General features: G+C 68.9%; 26 protein-coding genes and 1 riboswitch. Of the genes, 12 read left to right on the forward strand and 14 right to left on the reverse strand.

The features are described from left to right. Window positions 1-31: 31 nt before the first annotated feature. The 3 genes from VKZ50_10405 to VKZ50_10415 are packed head-to-tail and all read right to left on the reverse strand — an operon-like array spanning window position 32 to window position 2,388. Window positions 32-1,036 carry a 2-hydroxyacid dehydrogenase gene (locus tag VKZ50_10405; protein ID HLJ60131.1) on the reverse strand — a complete coding sequence of 335 codons (1,005 nt, stop codon included), beginning with the start codon at window positions 1,034-1,036 and terminating at the stop codon, window positions 32-34. A 27-nt stretch (window positions 1,037-1,063) separates the two neighbouring features. Beyond that, window positions 1,064-1,978 carry an SDR family NAD(P)-dependent oxidoreductase gene (locus VKZ50_10410; protein ID HLJ60132.1) on the reverse strand — a complete coding sequence of 305 codons (915 nt, stop codon included), beginning with the start codon at window positions 1,976-1,978 and terminating at the stop codon, window positions 1,064-1,066. Continuing rightward, a complete protein-coding gene (locus VKZ50_10415; GenBank protein HLJ60133.1) occupies window positions 1,876-2,388 on the reverse strand; it encodes an SDR family NAD(P)-dependent oxidoreductase in 513 nt (170 codons plus the stop codon). The genes VKZ50_10410 and VKZ50_10415 overlap by 103 nt, the downstream gene beginning before the upstream one ends. A 170-nt stretch (window positions 2,389-2,558) precedes the next feature. On the opposite strand from VKZ50_10415, the gene VKZ50_10420 reads away from it, so the two are divergent. Continuing rightward, complete coding sequence (locus VKZ50_10420) at window positions 2,559-3,395, forward strand: AraC family transcriptional regulator (protein HLJ60134.1); 837 nt, start codon at window positions 2,559-2,561, stop codon at window positions 3,393-3,395. Window positions 3,396-3,682: 287 nt separating this feature from the next. Continuing rightward, window positions 3,683-4,462, forward strand: a complete 780-nt coding sequence (locus VKZ50_10425; GenBank protein ID HLJ60135.1) for a serine protease — start codon at window positions 3,683-3,685, stop codon at window positions 4,460-4,462. Between the two features lie 16 nt (window positions 4,463-4,478). Here the strand turns inward: VKZ50_10425 and VKZ50_10430 are convergent, their stop codons facing one another. Next, on the reverse strand, window positions 4,479-5,051 hold the full coding sequence (locus VKZ50_10430) for an SPOR domain-containing protein (protein ID HLJ60136.1): 573 nt from the start codon (window positions 5,049-5,051) through the stop codon (window positions 4,479-4,481). Window positions 5,052-5,296: 245 nt separating this feature from the next. On the opposite strand from VKZ50_10430, the gene VKZ50_10435 reads away from it, so the two are divergent. From VKZ50_10435 to VKZ50_10445, 3 genes are all read left to right on the forward strand, one after another. Then, window positions 5,297-5,485 carry a hypothetical protein gene (locus VKZ50_10435; GenBank protein HLJ60137.1) on the forward strand — a complete coding sequence of 63 codons (189 nt, stop codon included), beginning with the start codon at window positions 5,297-5,299 and terminating at the stop codon, window positions 5,483-5,485. 760 nt (window positions 5,486-6,245) lie between these two features. Further along, window positions 6,246-6,869 carry a hypothetical protein gene (locus VKZ50_10440; GenBank protein HLJ60138.1) on the forward strand — a complete coding sequence of 208 codons (624 nt, stop codon included), beginning with the start codon at window positions 6,246-6,248 and terminating at the stop codon, window positions 6,867-6,869. An 85-nt stretch (window positions 6,870-6,954) separates the two neighbouring features. Next, window positions 6,955-7,560, forward strand: a complete 606-nt coding sequence (locus tag VKZ50_10445) for a CsgG/HfaB family protein (protein HLJ60139.1) — start codon at window positions 6,955-6,957, stop codon at window positions 7,558-7,560. A 12-nt stretch (window positions 7,561-7,572) separates the two neighbouring features. On the opposite strand, the gene VKZ50_10450 is transcribed toward VKZ50_10445, so the two are convergent. Both VKZ50_10450 and VKZ50_10455 read right to left on the reverse strand, forming a co-directional pair. Next, complete coding sequence (locus VKZ50_10450; protein HLJ60140.1) at window positions 7,573-8,862, reverse strand: helix-turn-helix transcriptional regulator; 1,290 nt, start codon at window positions 8,860-8,862, stop codon at window positions 7,573-7,575. Between the two features lie 315 nt (window positions 8,863-9,177). Next, entirely contained in the window at window positions 9,178-10,017 is an 840-nt protein-coding gene (locus VKZ50_10455; GenBank protein ID HLJ60141.1) for a sulfurtransferase, read from the reverse strand. Between the two features lie 277 nt (window positions 10,018-10,294). On the opposite strand from VKZ50_10455, the gene VKZ50_10460 reads away from it, so the two are divergent. The 5 genes from VKZ50_10460 (at window position 10,295) to VKZ50_10480 (ending at window position 13,398) form a co-directional block, all read left to right on the forward strand. Further along, the gene (locus VKZ50_10460) at window positions 10,295-10,549 is read left to right on the forward strand and encodes a hypothetical protein (GenBank protein HLJ60142.1); all 255 of its coding nucleotides are present in this window, start codon (window positions 10,295-10,297) and stop codon (window positions 10,547-10,549) included. A gap of 116 nt (window positions 10,550-10,665) precedes the next feature. After that, on the forward strand, window positions 10,666-11,046 hold the full coding sequence (locus tag VKZ50_10465) for a hypothetical protein (GenBank protein HLJ60143.1): 381 nt from the start codon (window positions 10,666-10,668) through the stop codon (window positions 11,044-11,046). Next, window positions 11,043-12,119: a pilus assembly protein N-terminal domain-containing protein gene (locus tag VKZ50_10470; protein ID HLJ60144.1), complete on the forward strand. Its 1,077-nt coding sequence runs from the start codon at window positions 11,043-11,045 to the stop codon at window positions 12,117-12,119. The genes VKZ50_10465 and VKZ50_10470 overlap by 4 nt, the downstream gene beginning before the upstream one ends. After that, window positions 12,116-13,162 (forward strand): hypothetical protein, encoded by a 1,047-nt coding sequence (locus VKZ50_10475; GenBank protein ID HLJ60145.1) that lies wholly within the window; start codon window positions 12,116-12,118, stop codon window positions 13,160-13,162. Before VKZ50_10470 ends, VKZ50_10475 begins: the two co-directional genes overlap by 4 nt. Before the next feature lie 23 nt (window positions 13,163-13,185). Beyond that, window positions 13,186-13,398: a cold shock domain-containing protein gene (locus VKZ50_10480; GenBank protein HLJ60146.1), complete on the forward strand. Its 213-nt coding sequence runs from the start codon at window positions 13,186-13,188 to the stop codon at window positions 13,396-13,398. A gap of 69 nt (window positions 13,399-13,467) precedes the next feature. On the opposite strand, the gene VKZ50_10485 is transcribed toward VKZ50_10480, so the two are convergent. From VKZ50_10485 to VKZ50_10495, 3 genes are all read right to left on the reverse strand, one after another. Then, window positions 13,468-13,830: a hypothetical protein gene (locus VKZ50_10485; protein ID HLJ60147.1), complete on the reverse strand. Its 363-nt coding sequence runs from the start codon at window positions 13,828-13,830 to the stop codon at window positions 13,468-13,470. A gap of 173 nt (window positions 13,831-14,003) precedes the next feature. Then, window positions 14,004-14,495, reverse strand: coding sequence for a hypothetical protein (locus VKZ50_10490; GenBank protein ID HLJ60148.1), 492 nt, complete (start codon window positions 14,493-14,495; stop codon window positions 14,004-14,006). Window positions 14,496-14,579: 84 nt separating this feature from the next. Further along, window positions 14,580-15,578, reverse strand: a complete 999-nt coding sequence (locus tag VKZ50_10495) for a C-terminal binding protein (protein HLJ60149.1) — start codon at window positions 15,576-15,578, stop codon at window positions 14,580-14,582. Window positions 15,579-15,676: 98 nt separating this feature from the next. On the opposite strand from VKZ50_10495, the gene VKZ50_10500 reads away from it, so the two are divergent. Further along, the gene (locus tag VKZ50_10500) at window positions 15,677-16,237 is read left to right on the forward strand and encodes a DUF6580 family putative transport protein (protein ID HLJ60150.1); all 561 of its coding nucleotides are present in this window, start codon (window positions 15,677-15,679) and stop codon (window positions 16,235-16,237) included. On the opposite strand, the gene VKZ50_10505 is transcribed toward VKZ50_10500, so the two are convergent. The 5 genes from VKZ50_10505 to VKZ50_10525 all read right to left on the reverse strand — a co-directional run bounded on the left by VKZ50_10505 (window position 16,222) and on the right by VKZ50_10525 (window position 23,332). Continuing rightward, on the reverse strand, window positions 16,222-16,605 hold the full coding sequence (locus VKZ50_10505) for an energy transducer TonB (GenBank protein HLJ60151.1): 384 nt from the start codon (window positions 16,603-16,605) through the stop codon (window positions 16,222-16,224). The two genes, VKZ50_10500 and VKZ50_10505, sit on opposite strands and share 16 nt — an antisense overlap. A 550-nt stretch (window positions 16,606-17,155) precedes the next feature. Then, window positions 17,156-19,018, reverse strand: a complete 1,863-nt coding sequence (locus VKZ50_10510; protein ID HLJ60152.1) for a TonB-dependent receptor — start codon at window positions 19,016-19,018, stop codon at window positions 17,156-17,158. A 114-nt stretch (window positions 19,019-19,132) separates the two neighbouring features. After that, window positions 19,133-19,354, reverse strand: a riboswitch (cobalamin riboswitch). Between the two features lie 95 nt (window positions 19,355-19,449). Next, the gene (locus tag VKZ50_10515; protein ID HLJ60153.1) at window positions 19,450-20,025 is read right to left on the reverse strand and encodes an NAD(P)H-dependent oxidoreductase; all 576 of its coding nucleotides are present in this window, start codon (window positions 20,023-20,025) and stop codon (window positions 19,450-19,452) included. A 24-nt stretch (window positions 20,026-20,049) separates the two neighbouring features. Next, the gene (locus VKZ50_10520) at window positions 20,050-22,593 is read right to left on the reverse strand and encodes a diguanylate cyclase (protein HLJ60154.1); all 2,544 of its coding nucleotides are present in this window, start codon (window positions 22,591-22,593) and stop codon (window positions 20,050-20,052) included. A gap of 424 nt (window positions 22,594-23,017) precedes the next feature. Continuing rightward, a complete protein-coding gene (locus VKZ50_10525) occupies window positions 23,018-23,332 on the reverse strand; it encodes an NIPSNAP family protein (GenBank protein ID HLJ60155.1) in 315 nt (104 codons plus the stop codon). 79 nt (window positions 23,333-23,411) lie between these two features. Here VKZ50_10525 and VKZ50_10530 point away from each other — a divergent pair, with 79 nt between their 5' ends. Continuing rightward, window positions 23,412-23,726: a helix-turn-helix domain-containing protein gene (locus tag VKZ50_10530; GenBank protein HLJ60156.1), complete on the forward strand. Its 315-nt coding sequence runs from the start codon at window positions 23,412-23,414 to the stop codon at window positions 23,724-23,726. Window positions 23,727-23,830: the final 104 nt, after the last annotated feature.

Consider the following 23,830-nt stretch of genomic DNA (forward strand, 5'->3'; position numbering starts at 1 on the left):
CCGGCGCCGACGCGAGATGATCTGGGCGGCATCAGCGCAGCTCGTCCGGTCCGGCGATCATGTTCGCCGGGGCCTCGCCCCTCGCGACCCGCAGGATGTTCTCGGCGATGAGCCGCGCGCGCGCCTCGAGCGTGCCTTCGGTCCACCCGGCGACATGCGGCGTCATGAGGACGTTTGGGAGTTCGTGGAACGCGCAGTGGGCCGGCAGCGTCGGCGCCGGACCGCGTGGGTAGCGGTACCACACGTCGAGCACAGCCCCGGCGATCGTGCGGCGCGCGAGCGCCCGATAGAGCGCCTCTTCCTGCGCGATCTCGGCGCGGGCCACGTTGATCAGCACGGCCGTGCGCTTCATCAACTCCAGCTCGCGCGCGCCGAGCAGGCCGCGGGTCGACGCCACGAGCGGCAGCGCGATTACTAAATAGTCGGCCCGCGCCAGGATCGCGTCCAGCCAGTCGGGCCCGCCGAGAAACGCGAGCCCAGCGGGATCATGGTACCCTGGTGTCTGCCGGACGGCGTGCACCGCCATGCCAAGTGCCTGGGCGCGCTGCGCCACGCACCGCCCGATCCGCCCATACCCGAGGATGCCGAGGACCTTCCCCGACAGATCCGCCCGAGGAAGCGCGGACACCATTCCGCTGCCGCCCCAGTTGCCCCGCCGCAGGTTCTCGTCCAACCGGCAGAAGCCACAGGTCCACGACAGCATGGCGCCGAGCACGTACTCGGCGATGCCGGTCTCGTGACCGTAGGCATTGGCCAGCCACGCGCCGCGGGGCAGCGCCGATCGATCGATCCGGTCCAATCCGGCCCCAGGGACCTGCACGAGCCTCAGCCGTCCGGCCGCATCGCCCATCTCGCGCGTGAACGCAAGGGTGACGAGGACCTCCACCTCGCGCATCCGTGAAACGACCGCAGTTTCGTCTGTGACGACGACCTCACACGGGATCGCCAGGTGCGCCCGCACTCGATCCACAAACGCGCCGGCGAATGCGCCCGCGAACGCCACCCGCACTCCGGGCCGCGGCGCCGTGGATCCCATGGCCGGTTCCCTCCTCGCGCGGGGTGTTTACGGCGGCAGCTTCGCCATCTCGCCAAAGCACCGCGCCCAGCCTCGCTCAAACGCGTCGCGGGCGGCCTCGCTCGGCAGGTGCTCCTGCGTCAGGACGACCTCGGTCGCGGCGCCGCGCTCCGTGAACTCGATCGTGACGAGTGTGTCACCCTCCCCCTCGAAAATCGGCAGCGTGTTCCACGCCCACACGAGGACCAGCCGCTCCGGCGCCCTCACCTCGCGGTAGGTACCGTAGAAGTGGAAGTGTCTCTCCTCGTGGGTGAGATCCAGGCTGAACCGTCCCCCCGGCCGAGCGTCGGCCTCCGGAGAGCGGATCCAGCGCGCGCCGGTCGGGGGCAAGAACCACTTCGCGATCTCGTTCGGGTCGGTCCACGCGCGAAACACGCGCTCGCGCGAGGCGGCACAGACGCGGTGGACGCGAAGGATCAGCCCCGCCGAGCGCCCGGCCGGCGCGTGGTCTGGCGCCGCGGGCGCAGGCGGCGTGTCGAGGGGTCGGACCCGAAGCCGGTAGAGCTTATCCCGTTCCACCTCCGCCGCGCGCGCCAGCGCGACCTCCACGTCATCGTCGATCGTGAGGAAGCACCCGGAGAGCGCGTCCAGCCGGCCGGAAGCCAACGAAAGGACGAGCTTGGCCGGCCGCTCCGGCGGAGCATCGCGTCCTTCGTCGAAGATCGTGCGAAACCACGGCAGCCACCGCCGCCCCTCTGGCGAGTTCAGCGAATGCTCCGACATGACGGTCCCGGGCCCCAGGGCAAAGACCGCGAGGCCGTACTCGCTCGTCTCAACGGCGAGGCACTCAGCGAAGCGGATCAGCGCCGTCTTGCCCGCGACGTACGCCGACATGTACGGAATGGCCCTGGTACCGCCTCCGCTCGCCACGTTGACGATGCGCCCGCGGCGACGGGCCACCATCTCCGGAGGACGGCATGCGCGCACAGGATCTGCCCGCGCAGGTTGACGTCCACGGCGCGCCACCACGTATCGGGATCCGTTTCCCAGAACGGACCGAACGGTCCGGCCACGCCGGCGTTGTTCACGAGCAGATCAACGGGCCCGAGCGCCTGTTCCACGGCCGCGATGGCGGTCCGAACCACCGCCGCGTCAGTCACGTCCGCCCGAAACTCGCGCGCGCGTCCGCCCGCCCGCTCGACCGCGGCCACCGTCTCCGCGAGTTCGTCCGCGCTGCGCGCCAGCACCGCAACCGCCGCCCCGGCCGCCGCGAGCGCCTGCGCGAAGGCACGCCCCAGCCCGCGACCTCCGCCCGTCACGACGGCCACCTGGCCCCGCAGATCGACCCCAGCTCCGGTGGCGTCCGAACGCACGACGCGACCCCCCTATTTCGGTCCCGCGCGCCCTCGAGAGATGAGCGCGCGCCGTCCCGGCCTCACCCCGCACACAATTCTAGGGGGCCCGCGCGCGCCTCGTCTTGTACGCGGCTGCTGTTCCTGTTACAGTGGCGAACGGACCGCAGCCGATCGCCCCGGGAGGGGTCATGCGCGAACACGCCCGCCTGTGGCGGGCTGAGGATCTCGGCGGTCTCGAACTGCTCCGCGCGCGCTACGTGACGCACGCCTTCGCGCCCCACGCGCACGAAGAATTCATGATCGCCGTCATCGAAGCCGGAGCCGTTGCGGCGACGTGCCGGGGCACGTCGCACGTCGCGGGTGCGGGCGACATCCTCCTCGTGAACCCCGGTGAGGTCCATGCCGGACAGCCCGCTCGCGGGACGGTGTGGCAGTACCGCGCGCTCTACCCCGACGCCGACCTGCTGAGGGCGGTCGCGGTCGATCTGGCGGGCGCCGGGGGGCACATCCCGCGGTTTCCCTGTTATGTAGTGCACGACCTGGAGATCGCCGCCGCGCTCCGGCGCCTACACGTCACGCTGGAACGGGCGGACGCCGCGCTGCTTGAGCGGCAGTCGCTGCTGATCCGGGCCCTGGCGCGCCTCGTCGCGAGGCACGCCGTCGATCGCCCGAGCCCGCGGCGCATCGGCCGCGAGCACCTGGCCGTCCGAGCGGCGCGCGCGTATCTCGACGCACATGCGAGCGAGGATGTCTCGCTCGTCACGCTGGCGCGCGAGTCGGCCCTCAGTCCGTTCCATCTCTGCCGGACGTTTCACCGGGAGGTGGGACTTCCGCCGCACGCGTACCAGACGCAGGTCAGGGTGCAGCGCGCGCGGTCGCTCCTGCGCCAGGGCGTGCCGATCGCGGACGCAGCGACGGCCGCGGGGTTCTACGACCAAGCGCACCTCACGCGCCGGTTCAAGCGCGCCGTCGGGGTGACCCCCGGGCAGTACGTGGCCGCATCCGCCGCGAGCAGTCCCCGCTGACGCCCGACGACCTCCCGGGCCGGTCAGACGGCGACCGGCGCGCTCACGGCGCGGACCGCATCAACGGATTCTGACGCGGTCCTTCGTTGGGTCAGAGGATTCCCCACCCCACTCGCTGGTATTACCATTTGGTGGGTATAAGAACCGCTAGGGTGGAACAGCCGCCCCGGGTCGGCCGCGGGCATCGCGGTGTCCCGGGATTCTCCGGTCGCCCGCTCAGTACGCTCAACAGAAGACGTCACGAACGCGCTACCTGCGCGTAGACGCGCCGACAAGGACGGGTGAGAATGCGGGCGGGCGGCATCGCTGTGATCTTCGGACTCATGCTTCTGGCCGGAACTGCGGGAGGCACGTCGCTCCGCGCACAGCCGTCTCCCTCGGCCAGCGTATTTCAGCTGTTCGTCATCACGGGGAGCTATCACGGCAGCCAAACCGTCTACTACGCCGTTACCCAAGGGACGGCGTTCTTTATCTCCGCGGACGGCACGGCGCTGACGAATAGCCACGTCGTTTATCCGGCGCGCACGCAGCCCGTCACGTATCAACTCATCGCGTTGGTCGACGGGGAGTTCTACGGAGCGAGCCTCATCTGCGCCACCGCACTTCCCGAGGATCCAATGAAGGCGAATCCGCACGGAGTCGAGACCAGCCGGGACGTCGCGGAGATTCGATTGACCCGTCCCCAGTTTCCCTTCTCGCAGTTCGGCACCAACAACACGCCCTACGCCATCGCGCACGTGGGCGCGCTTCCCCGGTTCCCGGCGCTCGAGCTCGGAGCGAACCCCAGTGTGGGAGACGCGGTTCGCGTCCTCGGGTATGGGCGCATCAGTTCTTCCGTCCCGTACGCGTGGTCGGCGCAGGGAACGGTGAGCCGGATGCTCTTGGCCGCGGACGGCACGCCCCTGTTGGCCATCAGGTTTGGGCGGGGGGTCGAACCGGGGGACAGCGGTGCGCCGGTGCTGAACTCGCTGGATCAGGCCGTGGGCATCCTCTCGTGGATGGATCCATCCGATCACACGCTTGGGTACGGCATCAGCCGCGTCGCGTTGAACCCGGCGTGCCAGTAGCGGCGGCGCCCCAGGGCTAGTACGACCTCACATAGGTATCGAATCCCGCGGCCTGGAGCGTCGAGGCGAGCTGATCCGCCGCCGCTCGGTCCAAGCTCTCGCCGACCCGCACACGATAAAGACTGTCTTTGCTCATGATGGGCGCGAATCCGTGAGCACGCAGCTGCTCGGCCAGCAGGTCCGCGTTCGCCTGATCCCGGAGCGCCCCCACCTGAACAGTATAGCGCGTCGGTGGCGGGTTGACCGGCTGACCCACTGGGGTCGGCGGCGACACCAGCACGATCGGCGTCCGCGTTGAGCGCCCCGCCTCGGGCACCGGCGGCTGGGCGGTCACCTTGGCCGACGCGGTTCCGCCCGCCGGTACTTGTGAGGGCGCAGGCGCGCCGGCGCTCGGCGGCGGTGACGCGACGGGGGCCGCCGTCTGCTGCGGCGTAGCGCGCGGGTGAGCCGAGGGCGCGCGGCTCGGGAACAGCCACGAGCGGACGATCCACGGTTTCGACAGGTCTGAGGGCGGCGGCGCAAACGCCATCACCCCGGTGATGGCGGCGACCAGGACGACGGTCAGCACGATCATGGCTCGGTCCAGCATGTCGATGCGCTTCGCGTCCTCCGGAGGCGGCGGCCCGGCCCGCGAGCTTCACGGTACGGGACGCCGACACTCAATCAAGCAGGGGCATTTCACCACCACGTGTTCGGATCCTTCCTGCGGGCGTGCGGGTCCGACCTCCATGAGTTCTTCGCAAGTTCCGCACCGGCTCTCCATGAGTTTGTCGCGGTGTCTTCATGGTCGCATGTTAGGGTAACACTCAGAAAGAGCGGGAAGGAGGGTGCGAGATGGAACGCTTCCGCTGCCCCGAATGTGGCGCCGAGACGAAGGTGACTCCCAAGTACGGGGACGAGGTCGTATCGGTCTACTGCCTCAAGCATACCGGTGGGGCGGATGTCCACACCCGCCCCGTCTACATGATGCGCATCTCGAGGCCCGCCGCCGCGAGGACTCGACGCGAGCCCGTGCTCGCCTGAAGGCGCGGGGGCCCGGCGTCTGCGGCGGGCGCCGGGCCCGGCCTGCGAGACTCACGCCGCCGGTCAATTCGAGATGTTCGCGAAGAAACGGCGTAGTTTCGGCTCGTCTTCAGCGAAGGATTGCCACTCCTTTGATCGAAAGATACATGGACGCTCGATGGTCGCCGCATCTCAGTTGACCCAGGAGGGCATTCCTTCTGGCCGTGACGTCACAGTTCTTCAAAGTAAGGGCGCAAGGTGGCAGCCTCCACCTCTGGGACCTCGGTGTGGGTGGGTCATGGGACCCGTCCCTGATCAACTTCCGCAGCGAAGAAGAGGTCAACTGGCTGATCCGAGTCGGAACCGGCCCCCATTGGCGAGTCAACACGGTCAACGAGCTGAATCACGTGCTCGTCGCCTCTCAACGAGGTACACTCTCGATCACCCTGTATGTCCATGACAGCCTGCTCGGCGAAGTGAGGCGGCGCGTCAAGGGTTGACCGCACCGGGCCCCGGCGATCCTGCTCAGCACACCATTCCGAACTCGAATGCCCCTCATACCGTGGCGAGGTTCGTCTTCCGCGGGGACGCGCCGATCCCGGCGGGTGTCCCGATCAAACACCTCGCGAACGGCTTCTCCCCCAACGCCCGCCGACGGTTGCCGGCGGTCCCGCCGACGCAAAACTGAACAGCCGCTACCGTCGGGCGCCGAGGATGTGTCCCAAATTCGGCGAACTGGGGAACAACTTACATTCGGAATGGCCGACTCTGGGGGTGGGGTGTGAAAGGAAGGCGCACGTGGCTACATCGGACGGCCGCGGCCGTCGCCGCAGCGTGCTTGCTCGCAGCGCCCGCGCTGGCGGAAGTCACGATCAAAGGCGATCGGGCTGCCTATGACGAGGTGGTCGCCTCCTTCAAGAAGCTGTTCGCGCTGCCGGGGTATCGCATGAAGTTTACGTTCGAAGCGAACCAGACGGCCGTCGTAGAGATCACCCCGCCGAACGGCTTTCACACGACCGCTCATACGTCGAACGGCAACATGGAGATGATCAGCACAGGCGGCAAGACCGCCACGAAGATCGACATGCCGGGAGCGCCGACCGGATGGCGGTGCACCGTCGCAGCGCCCCGGCAGCCGTTTACGATCCCGGATCCAGACAAGGCCGTGCGCGAGGGATCGGGCACCATCGACGTCTCGCGCGGCGCCGACACGAACATCGAGGGCACGCCCGTTCACACCTACATCAGCACCTCGAACGGCGGCAAGGACACGATCTACGTCGGTTCGCAAACCGGGCTGCCCAGGCGAATCGTCTCGGACAAAAGCAGCGGACAGCCGACGACCATCGACTACTACGACTACGGCGCCAACATCGTGCTCACGATGCCGCCGTGCACTCAGTAGTCCAAGCGCCCGGGTGGGCCGGCCGAAGCACGCTCGGGCGGCCGGCCGACGGACCGCCCGCCGAAGGAGAACTGGGGGGATTGTGATGAGGCGCGGACTGATCGCGTGCGTACTCGCCGTCGTGCTGTGCGCGGCCACGCAAGGCTTTGCGCAGGACGCCCGCAAGGTCGTGGCGGTGGTGGACTTCGAGGACCTGGTGCACGGATGGAGCGGCACGAGCCAAGTCGTGACCGACCGGCTCATCACACGCCTGCGGGACGAATCCTCGATTCGGGTGCTCCCGCGGCAGCAGGTGGAAGCCGCCCTCCAAGACGCGAAGGTTGAATCGCAGGGCGTGCTCGACATCGCGGACGCCCAGAAGGTCGGGCAATCCCTCGGGGCCGCGTACGTCATCATGGGGCAGATTGACCAGTTCAATTGGGAGTACCACAGCGCCTACGTCCTGCTGGCAACCGTGGTGCAACAGTCCGCCACAGTCGACCTCAAGGGGAAAGTCTTGGACGTGGCCGGCGGTCAGTACCTCGGCCAGCCCGAGGGCAAGGGGCAGATCACCCAGACCGGGGGCACGACCTGGGTCGGTCCCTGGTGGTCGTCGATCTCAGTCGACAACTTCGACAACCAGCTGATCGGCAAGGCGACGAAGCAGTCGGTCGAGGACTTCGCGAAACAGGCCGTCCCGCTGATGAAGTAGCCGCGACCGCCGTCACAGGTCGCCCGCCGACCGGCGCGGTCGAGGCTGCTCCAGCGCCTTCAGGTGCCGCTTCGCCGCCTCGATGTCGCGCGTCTCAATCGCCAGCAGCACGAGCTCCTGTCGAACCAGCCTGGCATCGCGGTACCGGCCCGCCGTCTCAAACACCTGGAGGCTCTCCTCAAGGGCTGCACGCGCATCGTCTGGGCGGTTCAGCAACCGGTTGATCACCCCACGGACGCGCAGGCTGTGTCCTTGGTCCTGCGGGACCTCGTCGGGCGCGAGGAGCGCCAGCGCCGTCTCCCCCACGCTCCGCGCGCCTTCGGGGAGCGATCGGGTGAGCATCGACTCGGCCATCTCGCCGAGGACCCCTGCGGCGCCGGGCCAGTTGGCCACCGCGGACTGCAGCGCCAGGCTCCATCGGTAGTGCGCTTCCGCGGCCTCCCACCTTCCGCCGGCCGCGTCGGCTTCGCCCAGCGCCTGGTGGATGTCCGCGAGACGGCGTTTGTACCCGACGACGTGGTGCACGGCCAGCGCCTTCCCGGCGTGCTCGACCGCCTCCTCGAACCGTCCCCCTGCCGCGGCCGCGACCGCGAGGTGGCGGGCCGCCACGCGAGATGGATCCCGAAACGGTTCGACGGCGGCGAGGGCCGCCCGATACGCCCGCTCGGCGTCGTCGGTCCGCCCAAGCTGCAGATGGGCCTCGGCGAGGCCGACGTGGAGATCGGCGAGCAGCGCGGGATCTTGTGGCAGCTCGGCCGCCATCCGCAACGCCGCCTCGAACGCCCAGATCGCCGACGACGGGTCGCGGCCGTCCAGCCGCAGGAGGCCGAGCGTCGTCTGCGCCCTCGCCAACAACGTCCGGTCATCCGTGTGGCTGAGCACGTGAATGGCGCGGTTGATCCTCCTCCACGCCTGCCCGGTCTGTCCAAGATCGTGCTCGAGCGCGGCCAGGGCAAGTTCGATGCGGGCCTCGAGCGTCTCGTCCTCCTGCTGCGCGGCGAGCTCAAGCGCGCGCTCAAACGCGGCCTGCGCCTCCATTCGCGCGCCGGCATGAAGATACACGAGCCCGATCCCAAGGAACGCTTCGGACTCCTGCTCCTCGGGAACGCCGTCGAGGAAGTAGGACAGCGGCCGGTTGAGCCGGCGGGCAAGCACCCTGAGCGTCGTCACGCGCGGGGTGCGGGTTCCGCGCTCCAACTCGGAGACGTAGGACTTCGTGAACTCGTGACCGGCAAGCTGTTCCTGAGTGAGTTTCCGGGCAAGCCGAGCCGCTCGAATCTTCTCGCCGAGTGTCAAGATCATGGCCTCCTGGCGGGCTCACTGATGATGGATGATGAGGTTGTAACAGCCTTGTCAAATTACCTCATATTTACGAGACCTTCCTTCGAATTACACTAAACATTTCGGTCATAATTGTGCGGTACTTGATGCCTAGTGCCAGGAAGGCATCCTGAGGGCCTCGCACTTTTCAGAAGTATTGGGCGTCGTGCCCGGGCGTGGGGATGCCCGACCTGGTCCATGAAGTTGACTTCCGGTATTGACCCTGTGTACCAGACTGGCCTGAATGGCCGCAATCAGAATCCGGGGGGTGGCGGTCCACGACCGCGGGTAGCACAGCTATTCCTTCTTGGCCACCGGGTTCTCGGGATACGAGCACCAGTCGCTCCAACTGCCTGCATACAGCACGGCGTTTCCGATCCCGACCTCATCCATCGCCAGCAGATTCGGACACGCCGAGACACCCGATCCGCAGTACACGATCGGCTGCTCCGATCCGATCGCCGCAAACCGCTCCCGCAGGACATCGATCGGCTTCAGCATCCCGCGGTCGTCTTGGTTCTCCGTCCACGGCAGATTGACGGCCCCCGGGATGTGACCCGCGACGGGGTCGAGAGGCTCCACCTCGCCCCGATACCGCTCCGGCGCGCGCGAGTCGACCAGGCAAACGTCACGACGGCCGAGACGGCGGCGTACTCCCTCCATGTCCACGAGCATCTCTGCGCGCACGCGCGGCGCGAAGACGCGTTGGGCGACCGGGCACACCTCGGCGGTGGTGGGATGGCCCGCGAGCCGCCACGCGGACCAGCCGCCGTCGAGCACCCTGACGGCGTCGTGCCCAAGGTAGCGAAGCATCCACCAGAGCCTGGCGGCCATGCAGTTGTTCTGGGCATCGTACGCGATCACGGTCGTGCTCCCGTCGATGCCGTTGCGTCCGAACAGCCGCGCGAGCGACTCGATCGCCGGGAGAGGATGGCGTCCTCCGTGGGCGGCCTTCGGGGCCGACAGGTCGGTGTCGAGGTCGAGATACACGGCCCCGGGGATATGCTCTCGCATGTACCCGGTCCGGCCGGCGTCGGGGTTTGCGAGGTCGAACCGGCAGTCCGCGATCACGATCGCCGGATCACCGAGCCGACCGGCCAACCAGTCCGCAGTCACGAGGTTAGTGCTCCCGCGCATGTCAGCGCCTCCTTGCGATCCACTCCGCCCGCTGCGCACGTCTGATCCGAGACACTATGATACTTCAACGCACACAGGCGCGTCCCATGCGCTGCTTGGCTGATCGTCCCGTTGGCAGAGTGAATTGCGCGAGTTTGCGACGTGGCTTGCTCCGACGGTCGGACGTCGGTAGGATGTCGGCATAGGCACGATGTACTCGACTGAACGCCGACAGGCTGATGGCACCGTTCATCCGCGCTCGCAGGTGGCCCGATCAGGACTTACCGGGGAGACGCGCATGTTGTTTGACAAGCTGTGGGCTCAGGTCAAGGGGGCCGAACGCTCCGGCAAACTGACCGTCGAAGAAGCTCTCGACTGCGCGACGCGCCTGCCCCAGGCCCTCTTCTGTTCCATGATGGAATGCCTCGCCGAAAACGGCGAGGACCCTCAGGTCATCGTCACGCAGGTCGCCCGCCTGCACGAGCACATGTTGAAGCGGCTCCGCGAGGTCGCGACCAAGCTGCGGGTCAGGCCCACGGTCGGATTTCATTGATCGCCGCCGCGCGATCGTATCCGCCTCGCGCGTCCCCCCGGTGTCGCTTGGATGTGGGGGCGTTCGGAATGACATATGTTATGATGGGTGTACTCTCACACCAAGGAGCGCCGCCGATGCGAGGGAAGGCGCGGGACGGCCGAGGCGATCGGCCGGGCGGGGACACGCGGGCCCGTGGCGAGGCGAAGATGGGCATCCACGTTCCCAAAGAACTGCACCGCCGGTTTCGGGCGCGTCTGATTCTCGAAGGACGGCAGATGCAGGATGTCATCCGCACCTGGGTGGACGATGAGGTAGCATCGCACCGGACGCGCCCGCCCGCGACAGGCGGGCTTCGCTTCTTCAAGGGCGTCGATCGAAACATGCTGGCCGCAATCGCGGTCCCGCTCGAACTGGACAAGATCCGCCGGCTCAAGAGCAAGCTGCTCATGGAGGGACGCAACATCTCGCAGTGGGGCACCGAACGCATGGAGCAGTTCCTGAAGGAACGGGGATGAAGCCGCACGGCGCCGCCAGGGGTGCGGCGTTGGCGCTGGGGCTAGCGCTCGCCGCGACCGCAGCAACCGCAGGCCCTCAACCTCCCCCACTGACCGTATATGCGGGCTCCGGCACGCGGACGTCGCTTCGGCTGCAACCCGGCTATGCCACCGTTCTTCGGGCCGATCGTCGGATCGACACGGTCGCCATCGGGGATCCGCGACTGGTCACCGCCACCGCAGTCAAACACGGGCAGGACGTCTACGATCTTATCTTGCAGCCGCAGGGCTCCTCCGGCGCGACCAATATGGTCGTCTGGCTCGGCAACCTGACGACCGTGTGGGACCTCGAGGTCGGCCCCGGGCTCCGGACCGCCGACCTCGTGTACGTGGTCACCGGTGCGCGGGGCGCGGCGGTGCCGCCTCCTACCGCGAGCACGACCTCGCCACCCACATCGTCCGGACGGGCGGCGCTGCCGCCACCGGTTGCCGGGGCTCCAACCGCGGCCCCCCGCCCGTCGCCGCCGCCGGCCGCGGCCTCGGCGCCGCAATCGCGTGCGCCGGCGGGTTCGACGATCCCGACACCGGAGACACCGTCCGGACGCCGCCCGGGCCCGGAGGGCGCGGCCTCACCGGCCCCGGGTCCGAGTGAGCCGGCTCACCCGGACCCGATCGCAGAACGGCCCGCGGGCGCCCCGGTGCTTCAAGCGCGCCAGACCATCGGAGACGTCACCGCCGTGTTCCAGGTCGCACGGCTCCCCGACGGTGTGCTGATACGCTACCAGATCACGAATCACGGCGATGGCGATTTTGCGATCCGGCCCACGAGTGTGCTGGTGCGCGTGAACGGCAGGCTGGTCCCATACGCGCTCGCGCGCGCAAGCGCGGACCAGAGCCGGCCGGACGCGCTGCCGCACGGTGCCACGGAGACCGGCGTGATCGAGGCGCCGAACCCCGCCGCGCGGTCGGTGCAGGTGGTCCTCTCGCTCTTCCCGCTCGCGCCCGCCGACGACGCGGGCGACGCGCGCCTGCCGCTGACGTTCGAACCGTCGTTCGCCGGCGTCGACCGTCTGGCACCGACCACGAATCTGTGACTCCCGAACCTCCCGGCGGAGAGATCGAATCGCTGCTCGCGATCGTCCCTCCATGGATCGTCGCGCAGATCGCCCCACGTGACACCGAGGCGCTCGAAGAGCTCGTCGTGGATCTCGGACGGCCTCCGCGGGCGCGCCTCCGAACAGGCTGCCGCGAGGTGACGCTCTCCGGCGAAGTTGGCTACGACGATCTGCAGTACATCCTCGGACGCGTCACGCGGTTCCGCGACGACAACCGGACGGGCGTCGAGCGGACGCTGCACCGGATCGCATGCATTCGGGACCGGTATCACGAGATCGTGGGCTTTACGTTTCGGGCCGGACGCACGGTCGCCGGCGCGGCGCGCCCGATCGCCGACCTGCTGGCGGCCCGCCGGAGCCTCCTCGTGGTCGGCGGGCCCGGCGCCGGCAAGACCACGCTGCTGAGAAGTGCCGCGGCGATGCTGGCCGGCGACCTCGGCCGGAGAACGATGATCGCCGACACCAGCAACGAGATCGGCGGAGACGGCCAGATCCCGCACCCCGCGATCGGCGGCGCACGCCGCCTGCAGATTCCGCTGCCCGACTCCGCGCAGGCGGGCGTCGCGGACGCGCTGCAGGCGCGCGTGTTGCTGCAGGCGGTCGTCAACCACGGGGCTGAAGCGATCGTCGTGGACGAGATCGGGTTCGAAGCGGAGGCCCGGGTGATCCGCACGATCGCGCGGCGTGGCGTGCAGCTCGTCGCCACCGCGCACGGACGCCACCTTCGCGACGTCGTGTTCAACCCCGACCTCGCCGGTCTCGTGGGCAGCCCCCGGCCGGTGACCCTGTCGCCGGAGGAAGCCGCCGCGCGGGGATCCGAACGGCACACCGCGCTGGAACGCTCGGAGCCGCCCGCGTTCGAGTGCGTCGTGGAGGTCTCGCGCCGAGACCTCCTCGTGATTCACACGGATGTGGCCCGGTCGGTGGATCTCATCCTGGCCGGACTGGCGCCGAAGGTCGCGGTGCGGCGGTGCGGTTCCGCGGACGGGGTCCCCAGGGGACGGGACGAACCCGTCCAATAGTGCTGGCTGTGGAACGCGGCACCGTGAAGTGGTTCGACAGCCGGATGGGCTACGGCTTCGTGCTCGACGCCGAGGGACGCGACGTCTTCGTCCACCGCCGCGTCGTCAGGCGCGCCGGACGCCGCCGGCTCGAGCCGGGCGAGCCTGTCGAATACGAGGCGGAGCAGACCCCGCGCGGCGTGAAGATCACCCGACTGGTGGTACTCGCATCCGCGGTCCCTGACCAGGAGCGTTGACGGCGCACAAGCGGCGACGCCGATCCTGCCTCGAAGCGCAGACGATCGTCGCGTCGGAGCCTCAGGAGCTCAGGACGAAGCAGCCGGGGGTCGCTTGGGCGCGCTCGGGAATGCGATGACCCCCGTCTGGCGGACCGACGCCGCGCGCTTCCGCTCGGGCACCCGAGGGTGATTCGCGAGATTCAGATCGAGGTTCTTCCCGCAGGTGCAGGTGATCTTGGGCTGCTGGCTCACGTCCAGCCAGATGTTCCCCAACGTTTCGGCGCGCTTCCGCGCGGCGTCTACGGCCCCGGACGCGATCTCTTCGGCGTCCTCGCGCTCCCCCTGCGCGCGGGTCCCGGTTCCATACACCGAGTAGACGAACGCCTTGGGATAATAGACGCTGTACCGCTTGCCGCACCGTCCACAGGGAAACGTAAACACGAGCGCCACGCGCCATCACCCCGGCAGTATTGTAGCATGTCGTGCCGCGTCGCCGGGGCACCCAGAACGACTCCCCTTCGCGGAGGCCCGATCTGAGCTGCCGGCGGCGGCCGCGCCGACAGACAGGGAGCCGGGCGTGCGGCCCGGCTCCTCAGTTCTCGCGACGCGCCTGCCGAGCTATTTCAGTGTCGATTGTCGCCCGGCGCGTTGTCGGGACCGTCTTGGTGCCAGTCCCGCCGGGGCGCCCACGAAGGATCGCCGCCGCCACCGGAAGCAGGCGAGGACACCGACGCGCCCCCGTGCGACTGCGACAGCACTTGGGGAAGGTTCAGCAGGATGTTCGCGATGTTGGCGATCTGACCCAACCCCTGGCCGATACCGGCCTGCCCGAGCCCCGGCGAAGCCGGCGCGGCGGCCGCAGGACGCGGGGCGGTGCGGACCACTCGATCCCCGACCGAGCGGGGAGCGGCGGCATGGTGCGCGATCGGCGCCGCCACGCGCGCCACCGGCGCCTTGACGGGCGCAGGCGGCGGGGGCGGATCGGCGATCACCGACACCGCCGGGGTCGCCTGCGAGGGACGCACGCCGAGCATCGCAAGCCCCGTCGGCGTCATCGCCGCCGTGACCGCGAGCACGGTCAGGATCCCAAGGCCCACCGTCAGTGATTTCATCATGGCACGGTCACCCAGAAACGATCTACCCCTCTCCCCTTCCATTGTAACGCCGCGAGAATGGGGAGAGTTCCCCCGGGGCGAGCGCTACGCCTTGGGCCGGAGGCGCGCCGTCTCGCGCACTTCCGGGTTGACCACGGACCGCGGCCACTCGCCGCGCGCGACGCGCGCGACCTCCTCGGCCGCGCTCCGCTTCAGCGTCAGCTGGGCCTCCTCGCTGTACCACGCGACGTGCGGCGTGAGGATCGTGTTCGGGGCGGTCCGGAGCGGGTGGTCCGCTCCGAGCGGCTCAGTCTCGAACACGTCGAGGGCCGCCCCGGCGAGGCGCCCTTCGCGGAGCGCCCTCGCCAGCGCCCCCGTGTCCACCACGGGACCGCGGGACGTGTTCACGACGACCGCATCCGGCTTCATGAGGCGCAGCTCGGCCGGGCCGAGCAGATGCCGGGTTTCCGCGTTCAGCGGCGTATGGAACGAGACGAAATCCGACTGTCGCAGCAGCGTCGGATAGTCCACGAGCACGGCGCCGGCGTCGATCGCCGCGTTGCGCGTGATGTACGGATCGTACGCGAGCACGTGCAGGCCGAACGGCGCCGCGTACGCCGCGACCGTCTTGCCGATGCGGCCGAGCCCCACGATGCCGAGCGTGCGTCCGGCCAGCCGGTGGATCGCCGGGACGACGTCCGGGCCGCGGGTCCACCGGCCCGCTCGCACATCGCCGTCGTACCGCGCGATCCGCCGGTGCACGACCAACAGGAGCGTGATGGCGTGCAGCGCGACTTCCTGCGTGCCGTAGTCGGGCACGTTCACCACGCAGATGCCGGCCTCCGTCGCCGCCGCCATATCCACCGTGTCGAACCCGACGCCGTACCGGACGATCGCAAGACACCGGTGCATCCCCCGGATCGCGTCGGCATCGATCGGCAGCAGCTGATTCAGCACGGCGTCCGCCTGGGCGAGCGCGGCGTGCTGGTGCGCCCGATGGTGCGACTCCGCGACGACGATCTTCACGCCGAGCGGCAGCAGCACCCGTTCCTCGGGCTCGAGCGTCGCATAGGTATGATCCGTGATCACGCAGACAAAGGACATGATTGAACTGAGTGTGCGCGCCGGGGCGCCCATCCGTGTGCCGGACCCCGTCCTCCCCGCGAAGGATTCGCCCCGCGCCTGGGAGAACCCCTGTGCGCATGAAGCCTGCAGGACCACAACGCCGCGACGCAGCCTGGCTCGGTACGCTCCCGTACGCGCTCATCGCGGCGGGCGCCGTGCTCAGGATCGTGCCGCACCCGTGGAACTTCGCGCCGATCGATGCCCTGGCGCTGTTCGGCGGTGCCGTGCTTCCCGGGGCGCTCGGCCTGGCGGTCCCCTTGGCCGCCCTCGTGTTGTCCGACGCGGTGCTGGGCTTCTACCCGGGGATCGGCTGGGTGTACGGGAGCTATGTGCTGATCGCGCTGCTCGGACGCGCGCTGCGGGGGCGCCGTCCCGCGGGGCGGGTCGTCGCGTTCTCGGTCGCGGCCTCGGTCATCTTCTATGTTGTGACCAACTTCGGCGAGTGGCTGGGACCGCTGTATCCGCATACGCCCGCCGGGCTCGTGGCGTCGTACGTCGCCGCGATCCCGTTCTTCCGCAACACCGTGCTCAGTGACGTGGGCTACTCGCTCGCGCTCTTCGCCATCTACGGGCACGCGGCCAGATTCGCCGAACGCCGCGCCGGCCGGCTCGAGCCCGCCGCTCAGCGCACCACGTAGCGTATCCGCAGCGTCACGTACGCGTCGATCGGCGCGCCGTCGCGCGTCGCCGGCGCAAACTGCCATCCGCGAACCGCCTCGATCGCGGACCGGTCGAGGACCCCAGCGCCCGAGGACTCCACGGCGTCGACCTCCCGCACCGTGCCGTCGGCAAGCACGAGCACGCGAAGCGCCACCGTCCCCTCCGTCCCTACGACCGAAAGCGCCGCTCCGAGATCCTGCCGCCGCACCGTGAACCGGAAGGCGTCCCCGGGATACGCCATCGTCCCGGTCGAGATCACCCGCGGAGGGGTGAGGATCGGCGCGCGTGCGGCGGGACGGCTCGCATCCTCCCGCGCGCCGGCCGAAGCGGATCCGGTCGCGCTCACGCCGGTTCCGCTCCCGGTCCCTTCCGCTCCGCCCGCAGCCCCGGAGCCGGACGATCCCGGGGCTCCCGACTGGGCCGTTGAGTTCGCCACCGGGCCGGCGGCTGGTTGGGACGGGGCGCGCGCGCCCCCGGAACCTCCGGAGTCCGGCGGAGTCGCCTGACGTGCGGTCTGCGGCGCGGACGGCTGCCCCCGCGCCCCGACCGGTGGGGTCGGCTGCGTGGAACGCACGGTCCCGTGTTGCTCCGCGGGCCGACGCGAGCCCGCCGGGCGCGTCGGTGCGGACACGGACGGGCGGCGGATTACCTCCTTGACCTGACGCGGCGAGGACGCCGTCGCCTTGCCCGCCGCCGGACGGTCGCCCTCCTGTTGCGCGGTCGGCCCGGGCGCATCGCTCGAGGTCCGGGGGACCGGTGTTGCGCCCGTGAAAGGCAGGATCGGGACGCCAGCGTGCCGCCACACCGCAGCACCCGCTCCAGCCGCGAGCGCCGCGGCGAGGGCGGCCGCGATCACGGGGCCGCTGCGCACAGATCCATCCCGACGGGGCTCATCGTCAGAAGCTCTTCGTGGCGCCGATGAAGTAGGTCGTGCCGGGTTCCGGGAAGCCGAGCGTCGTCTGGTACGGAACATTGAACAGGTTGGCGACACCGCCCTGCAGCGCGAACCCGTTGCCGAGCTGCTGCGTGACGGTGAGCGAGGTCAGCCAGTATCCGGGAACCAGCTGCGTGTTCGCCGGGTCGTTGAACCGATCGCCGACGTAACTAAGGATGACGTTCACGCGCGTCGCCGGAGAAGCGGCGTAGGTCACCTCGAGGTTGGCCAGCTGACGCGGCGCGTACACAACGTCGAGGTTCGTGTTCGCGTCCCGGGCGTCCTGGTCGGTGTAGTTCGCCCGGATGAACCACTGGTCGCTGATCCGGCCGACGAGTTCGATCGAGCCGCCGGAGACGATCGCGTGGCCGACGTTCATCGGCGCGAAATTGGGCGGCGCGGACGTGATCAGGTTCGTGGCGTCCGTGTAGTATCCGGTCACGGCGAGCGTGAGCCCCGGCGCAAGCGTGTACGCCACTCCCGCGTCGTACGACGACGCCGTCTCGGGCTGCAGGTTGGGGTTGCCGCCGAAGGAGGGCGCGAGTTCGTCGAAGCTCGGCGCCCGAAACGACCGGCCGGCCCCCACCCGCAGCGCCAGCCGGTCGCTCAACAGCACGACGACGCCGGCCCGCGGATCCACCTGCGTGCCGTAGAGTTGAAAGACGTCCCCGCGGACGCCCGCCGACAGCAGGACGCGCGGGCCGATCTGCCAATCGTCCTGCACGTACAGCCCGAGGTCTGTGTCGGTGTTCCCGAACGCGGTCGGGAAGTTGTCGGTATGCGCCGTGGCCTGCCCCTGGTAGTCGGCGCCGAGCGTGAGGAGATGGCCCGGCAGCGGCGCGAGCACGACCTGCGCCTGCGCGCCCCACACATGGGCCACGTCGTCCGACCGAAACGCGAAGGGGGTGAAGACGCCGCCGAGGCTCGGCGAGATGAACGAGATGTCGTCGTCGAGCGTGTAGACCCGAAGGAGGGTGCCCGGACCGTCCGCCTTGCCGCTGTGCCACGCGAGGTCGACGAGCGTCCGCCCTTCGAGCGTACGCGCGTTCGGGTCCTGGGTACTCGCCGGCAGGGCGCCGGGGGTGCCGACCGCGTGCCAGAACCGGTTGACCGTGAGCGTCAGTCCGGCGTCGTCGCCCATGGTCCAGTGGAGCTTCGCCGTCACAGTCGAGTTGCTGTAGTCGTTGTCGGTGGCGAACCCCGTGCTGCCGGTGAGAATCCCCTGCACGAGATACGTGAGATTCGCGATCGCGCCGCCGGCGGAGACGACGTTCGCGCTCTCGCCGAACGATCCCACTCGTGACGACACCGACGTCTGCGGCGCCGTCCGGGTCACGATGTTGACCACGCCGCCGAGCGCGGAGCTCCCATACAGGGCCGAGAACGGGCCCCGCAAGACTTCGACGCGTTCCACGTTCTGGATCGGCAGCGTGCTGAGATCGACCGACTGCTGATCGGGCCGGTTGAGCGGGACGCCGTCCACGAGCACCAGCACCCGCGTCGACGCCTCGCCGCGGATGCTGACCGTCGTGAGCGCACCGGGCCCACCGGAGCTCTTGACAAACACTTCGGGGAGCACGCGAAGCACGTCCGCGACGGTAAGGGCGCCCATCGCGGCGATCTCGTCCGAGGTGATCACGCTGACGGACGCGGGCGTCGTGGACGGCAGCTGCGGGCGCTTCCCTGCGACCTCAATGTCGGGCAGTTGGAACGTTGGCGGTCCGGGCGGGGCCTCCTGCGCAGGCCCGCGTACGGCCGTGAGCAGCGGAATGGCAACGACCAGAAGGAGCGAACAGCCGAGCGCGCGCACATGACGGACGAACATCCCTCTTCCCCCCCGTTCGCGGCACACCCTGCAACAAAAAAAGTCCCCACACTAAGACACGGGGACCAGCACGGCAGGAGTGCCGCGGGCGTACTTACCTTTCGGCCGAAGGTCGCCGTACGCAGCTGGGTGGGCAGGTTTCCTGGCTCCGGATCGTCACCGCTTCGCGCCTTCCCAGACAAGCCAGTGGCTCGGCGAAGCGACTCCCCGTTACAGTGGCGGGACCGCGCCGGCGTTGCGCTCCGCGGACACGTTTCGCACGCGCCCGTTGGATCGCGCACCGGACTTCCCTTTTACTCCCGGCGAACCGGGAGCACCCATCCAGCACGGTATGAAGTTTGAATGCAGTATACGGGTGGGTGTTCGACTCGTCAAGACGCGCACGGCGACGCGGCGCGCGCAACGCGATCTTGGCGTCGCGCAGGCACGCGTTATCGCCCGCGGCCGAACTCCGACACCGCGCGTGTCCACCGGACGAGCGCGGTGATGAGCGACGCGAGCTGCTCGCGCACCTGCGGATCGGTCAACCGGCCCTCGGCATCGAAGCTCTCGTGCGCATGCGGCACGTAGAGCTCGGGTTTGGGCAGCACGTAGGTCTCCGTGAACACGAGCACCTGTCGCAGCGCGAGCTGCGCCCGCGCCGTGCCGAACCGGCCGCCCGCGCCCATGAGGGCGGCCGCCTTCGCGCGGAGCACGTTCTCCTGGGGCGGACGGGAGACCCAGTCAATCGCGTTCTTGAGCACGCCGGGGAACGAGTAGTTGTATTCAGGCGTCGCGATCAGCACTGCGTCGGCGCCGCGGATCTGCACCTTCAGGTCCCGCACCGCCGGGGGAAGGCCCTCGACCTCCACGTCGCCGTGGTACAGCGGGATCGCGCCGAGATCGGCGATCGCGATTTCCACGCCGGGAGGCGCCGCCTCCCGCGCCGCGACCAACAGACCGCGGTTGAACGAGTGACGTCTCAGGCTCCCGGGGATCCCGAGAATGCGAAACGACGCGTCCGCCATGCCCGCTCCCTCCCGGCCGGGCGGTCACGCGCAGTGCACGCGGTCTCCCCCGGCGTGTTTGGCCTCGTACGCGGCACGGTCCGCGCCTTCCACGACGGCCTCCGCCGTCTCCCCGTCCTCGGGCATCGTCGCCACCCCGATGCTCACGGTGAGCCGCGCGTCGCCCCGGAGCACGATCTCGGATACGTGGGATCGGATACGCTCGGCCACCTGCACCGCGGTGCGCTTCGTCACGTCGGGCAGGAGCAGCACGAACTCGTCGCCCCCGAACCGTGCAGACAGATCCGTCGCTCGCGTTCGCGTCCGCAGCACGTCGGCCATCTTGCGCAGCGCCACGTCCCCCTGCAGGTGTCCGAAGCGGTCGTTGATGTGCTTGAACGCGTCGATCTCCACGAGGGCGACGGACACCGGGTGGCGGTTTCGCCGCGCCCGTGCGATCTCCCGCTCCAGCGCGTCCCACAGCGCGCGGCGGTTGCCCAACCCGGTCAGCGCGTCGGTCAGGGCGAGTCGGTGCAGGTCGGCGTCCCGCTGCGCGCGGAGGATCGCGAGCGCGGCGAGCGCGGCAAACGCGTCGAGGAACGCGCGAATGTCTTTGGGGAACGCGTCGACGTTGGGGCTCGCGACGGTCAAGACCCCGATCGCTCGACTCTCGACCACGAGCGGATAGACGACGAGGGAGCGCGCACCGACCGGACCCGGCACGTACATCGGATCCGTGGCCACGTCCGGCGCGTAGTAGGCGCGTTCGTGCTTGGCGACCCAGCCCGCGATCCCGTCTCCGATTCGCAGCCGGAAATCCTTCACCGCCTCCGGATCGTAGCCCCGCTGCGCCGTCACGTACAGCTCCTGGGTCTCGGCATCGGCAAACCACACGGCGCACGCCGGATAGCCGAAGATCTCTTCGATCTGCCCCAGGATCTCGTCGAGGACGACCGCCAGATCGAGCGGGCGCAGCAGCCGTTTCGCCACGTCGGCCATCGCGGGAATGATGCGCCCGACGCGCTCCGCGTGGGAGAGCGACCGCGCGATCGCGGTCTCCCGCGGCGGCGTCACCGAGCTCCCGGGTCTTGACTCCTCGCCGTCGGCCGCGGGACCGTCGATGCGCCCCTCTCCGGCCAACCGGCAAAACGCGTCGACCACGTTCGGATCGAACTGCGTCCCGGCGCACCGGCGGATCTCCGTGATCGCGTCATCCAAGCTGCGGCCCGCCCGGGGGCCTCGGCCGTCCGTGATGGCGCCGCACGCGTCGGCCACCGCCAGGATCCGCGCGCCCAACGGGATGTCCTCGCCCCGGAGCCCGTCGGGATAGCCCGTCCCGTCCCAGCGCTCCTGGTGGTGCCGGACCAGGGTCGCCACGTGCCGCATCCGGTCGACGGGCCGCAAGATGTCCTCACCGATGGACGGGTGTTGCCGGATGATGCTCCACTCGGCCTCCGTGAGCGGCCCCGGCTTCTGGAGGATGCTGTCGGGGACGCCGAGTTTCCCGATGTCGTGCAGGAGGCCGGCCCAGCGAATGTCCCGCACCTGCTGATCTTCGCACCCGAGCGCCTGGGCGATCGCGGCGGCCCGGGACGCGATCCGCTCGCTGTGATCCGCCGCGTAGCGGTCCCTGGCGTCGGCCGCGCGGGCCAGCGCGCGCACCATGTCGAGGTACGATTGCTCGAGGTGGTAGTTGAGATCGGCCCGGCGGATCGCCGTTCCGGCGATCTCCGCGACGCTCTCCATCAGCCGCACCTCGCCGTCGGTGTACGGGTGGCTGCCGCGGGTGGTCGAGCGGCCCAGCTCGATCGTCCCGATGATTTCATCCTCGGAGCGCACGGGCACGACGGCGACCGGCCCGACCTCGTGATCGCGAACGCCGTCCGCCGACGCGGAGACCGTCTCTCTCATCGGCACGCCGCTCACAAACGGGGTGCCGACCTTGATCACGTGCCCTGACCACTCGTCCTCCATCGAGGCGGCGAACCGTTGGTCGAACGGAATGCCGGCGGTGTAAACGCGGATGAGCGCGTCGCGGTCCTCGTTGAGGAGCTGGAGCGCCCCGTATTGGCTCGCGAGGAGGCGCATCGTCTGCTGCACAATGATCGGGTACATCTCGTCCGCGCTGCGGGCCGCGCGCAGCAGCCGACCGAGATCGTGGAACGCCTCGACCTCGGTCGTGCGGCGTTCCAGCACGCTCTCGATCTCTTTCCGCTGCGTGACATCAACGGCGGCTCCCTCGACGTACAGACTCCGACCGGCGGCGTCGCGCACGACGCGGGCGCTGGCCCGAACCCAGATCGCCTCCCCGTCGCGCCGCCGGAGCTGGCTTTCAAAATCGGTGACCGCGCCGGTCGATTCGAGGAGCGCCACCCAACGGGCCCACGCGCCCGGATCGACGTACAGGTCAGCCGCGCACCCCCGGGTCAGCGCCTCGAGGTCCGGATAGTTCAACATGTGCAAGAACGCGGGATTCGCATCGAGAATGGTGCCCGCGAGGGTGGTGCGAAACAGCCCCATCGGGACGTCCTCAAAGAACTTTCGGTACGATGCGTCGTTGCTGTGCAACGTGTCGATGTCGTTCACCATCAACAGCAGCCTCCGCGCGTCGACGAGACAACCGAATCATTCGTGCCCGAGTTGACGGCGCCTCAGCCGTCGGACTCCGCTCCTCATGGGCTATTCTTTACCGACGTCTCAGGAATGTGATGGGCGGCAACCGGCGGAGTTTGGGTGACGGGGCGGGGCTGTACGTGGATGCTCGCGGTAGCGGGAAGTGCGACCTCCCAAACGCGTGGCGAATGCGTCCGTCTTCGGGTGGCGGCGAATCATTCGCGCCCGCAGGAGGATCCGTTCGCGGAATGTCGCGTTTCCTCGCCGCGCCCGTGCGGCGCTGTCGCGCCCATGCGCGAGCCTCCGGGCCCTTCGCGGCCTTCCGCGCCAGACGACGGTTAGACGTCGCTCGTGCTGTTCGACCGAGAGAAGGCCCGTCACGTCCCCCTTGGCGGTGTTACTACCAATGAATCAGACCGTCTGCGTCTTCCACCACGACGACGTCGTACTGCTCGATCATCGGCATCAGGATGTTTTCCAGTTCGCCCTTCCAAAGTTCCCCTTCGTAGAACCGCGCTTTCATCGGCTCACGCGAAGCGATGTCGGGAAAACCGCGCATGAAGAAGAAGGTGTCGGGGTCTTCGACGGAAAGAAATGGACCTAAGATCTTCATCCCGATGTCTGCGTGCGCCGGAATGGACTTGGAGCGGAATATCTCAAGGAAACGCGAGCGGAGCCCGGGCTTGATCTTGTAGGTCCGCATTTCTATGATCACGGCTAATACCTCCTCCAGCACGATTGCGCAACGGCCGTAACCGATCAAGAATGCACCTTTGGATAAGCCAGTTTACCGTATGGACACTCGTCGGGCGGTCAACAGTGCTGATTTGTCGCCGCTGTCTCTGCCGACGAAGTGCCCGCTCACGGCGGCGATGCACGCCATCGGCGGCAAATGGAGCTTGATTTGCCTGTATTGGCTGGATTCCGGCATGCGCCGCTTCAATGAACTACGCTGGCTGATGCCCGACATCTCCCTAAAGGTCCTCGCCGCGACGCTCCGCGGTCTGGAGCACGAGGGCCTGATCTGTCGCGCCGTGTATGCGGAGGTCCCGCCACGAGTGGAGTATCGCATCTCCAATCACCGAGAACCGGTTGCGTCCCATCATTGAAGCCGTTCGAGCATGGGGCCGGCAGCACCTTGAGTGGAGGCAGTCAGACGGCGAGCCCACCCCCTCCTCCTAACCTCGCACACGATCTAGGGGGCAGGGGCGCG

This window comes from bacterium, from assembly GCA_035295165.1.
GTDB lineage: Bacteria > Sysuimicrobiota > Sysuimicrobiia > Sysuimicrobiales > Segetimicrobiaceae > JAJPIA01.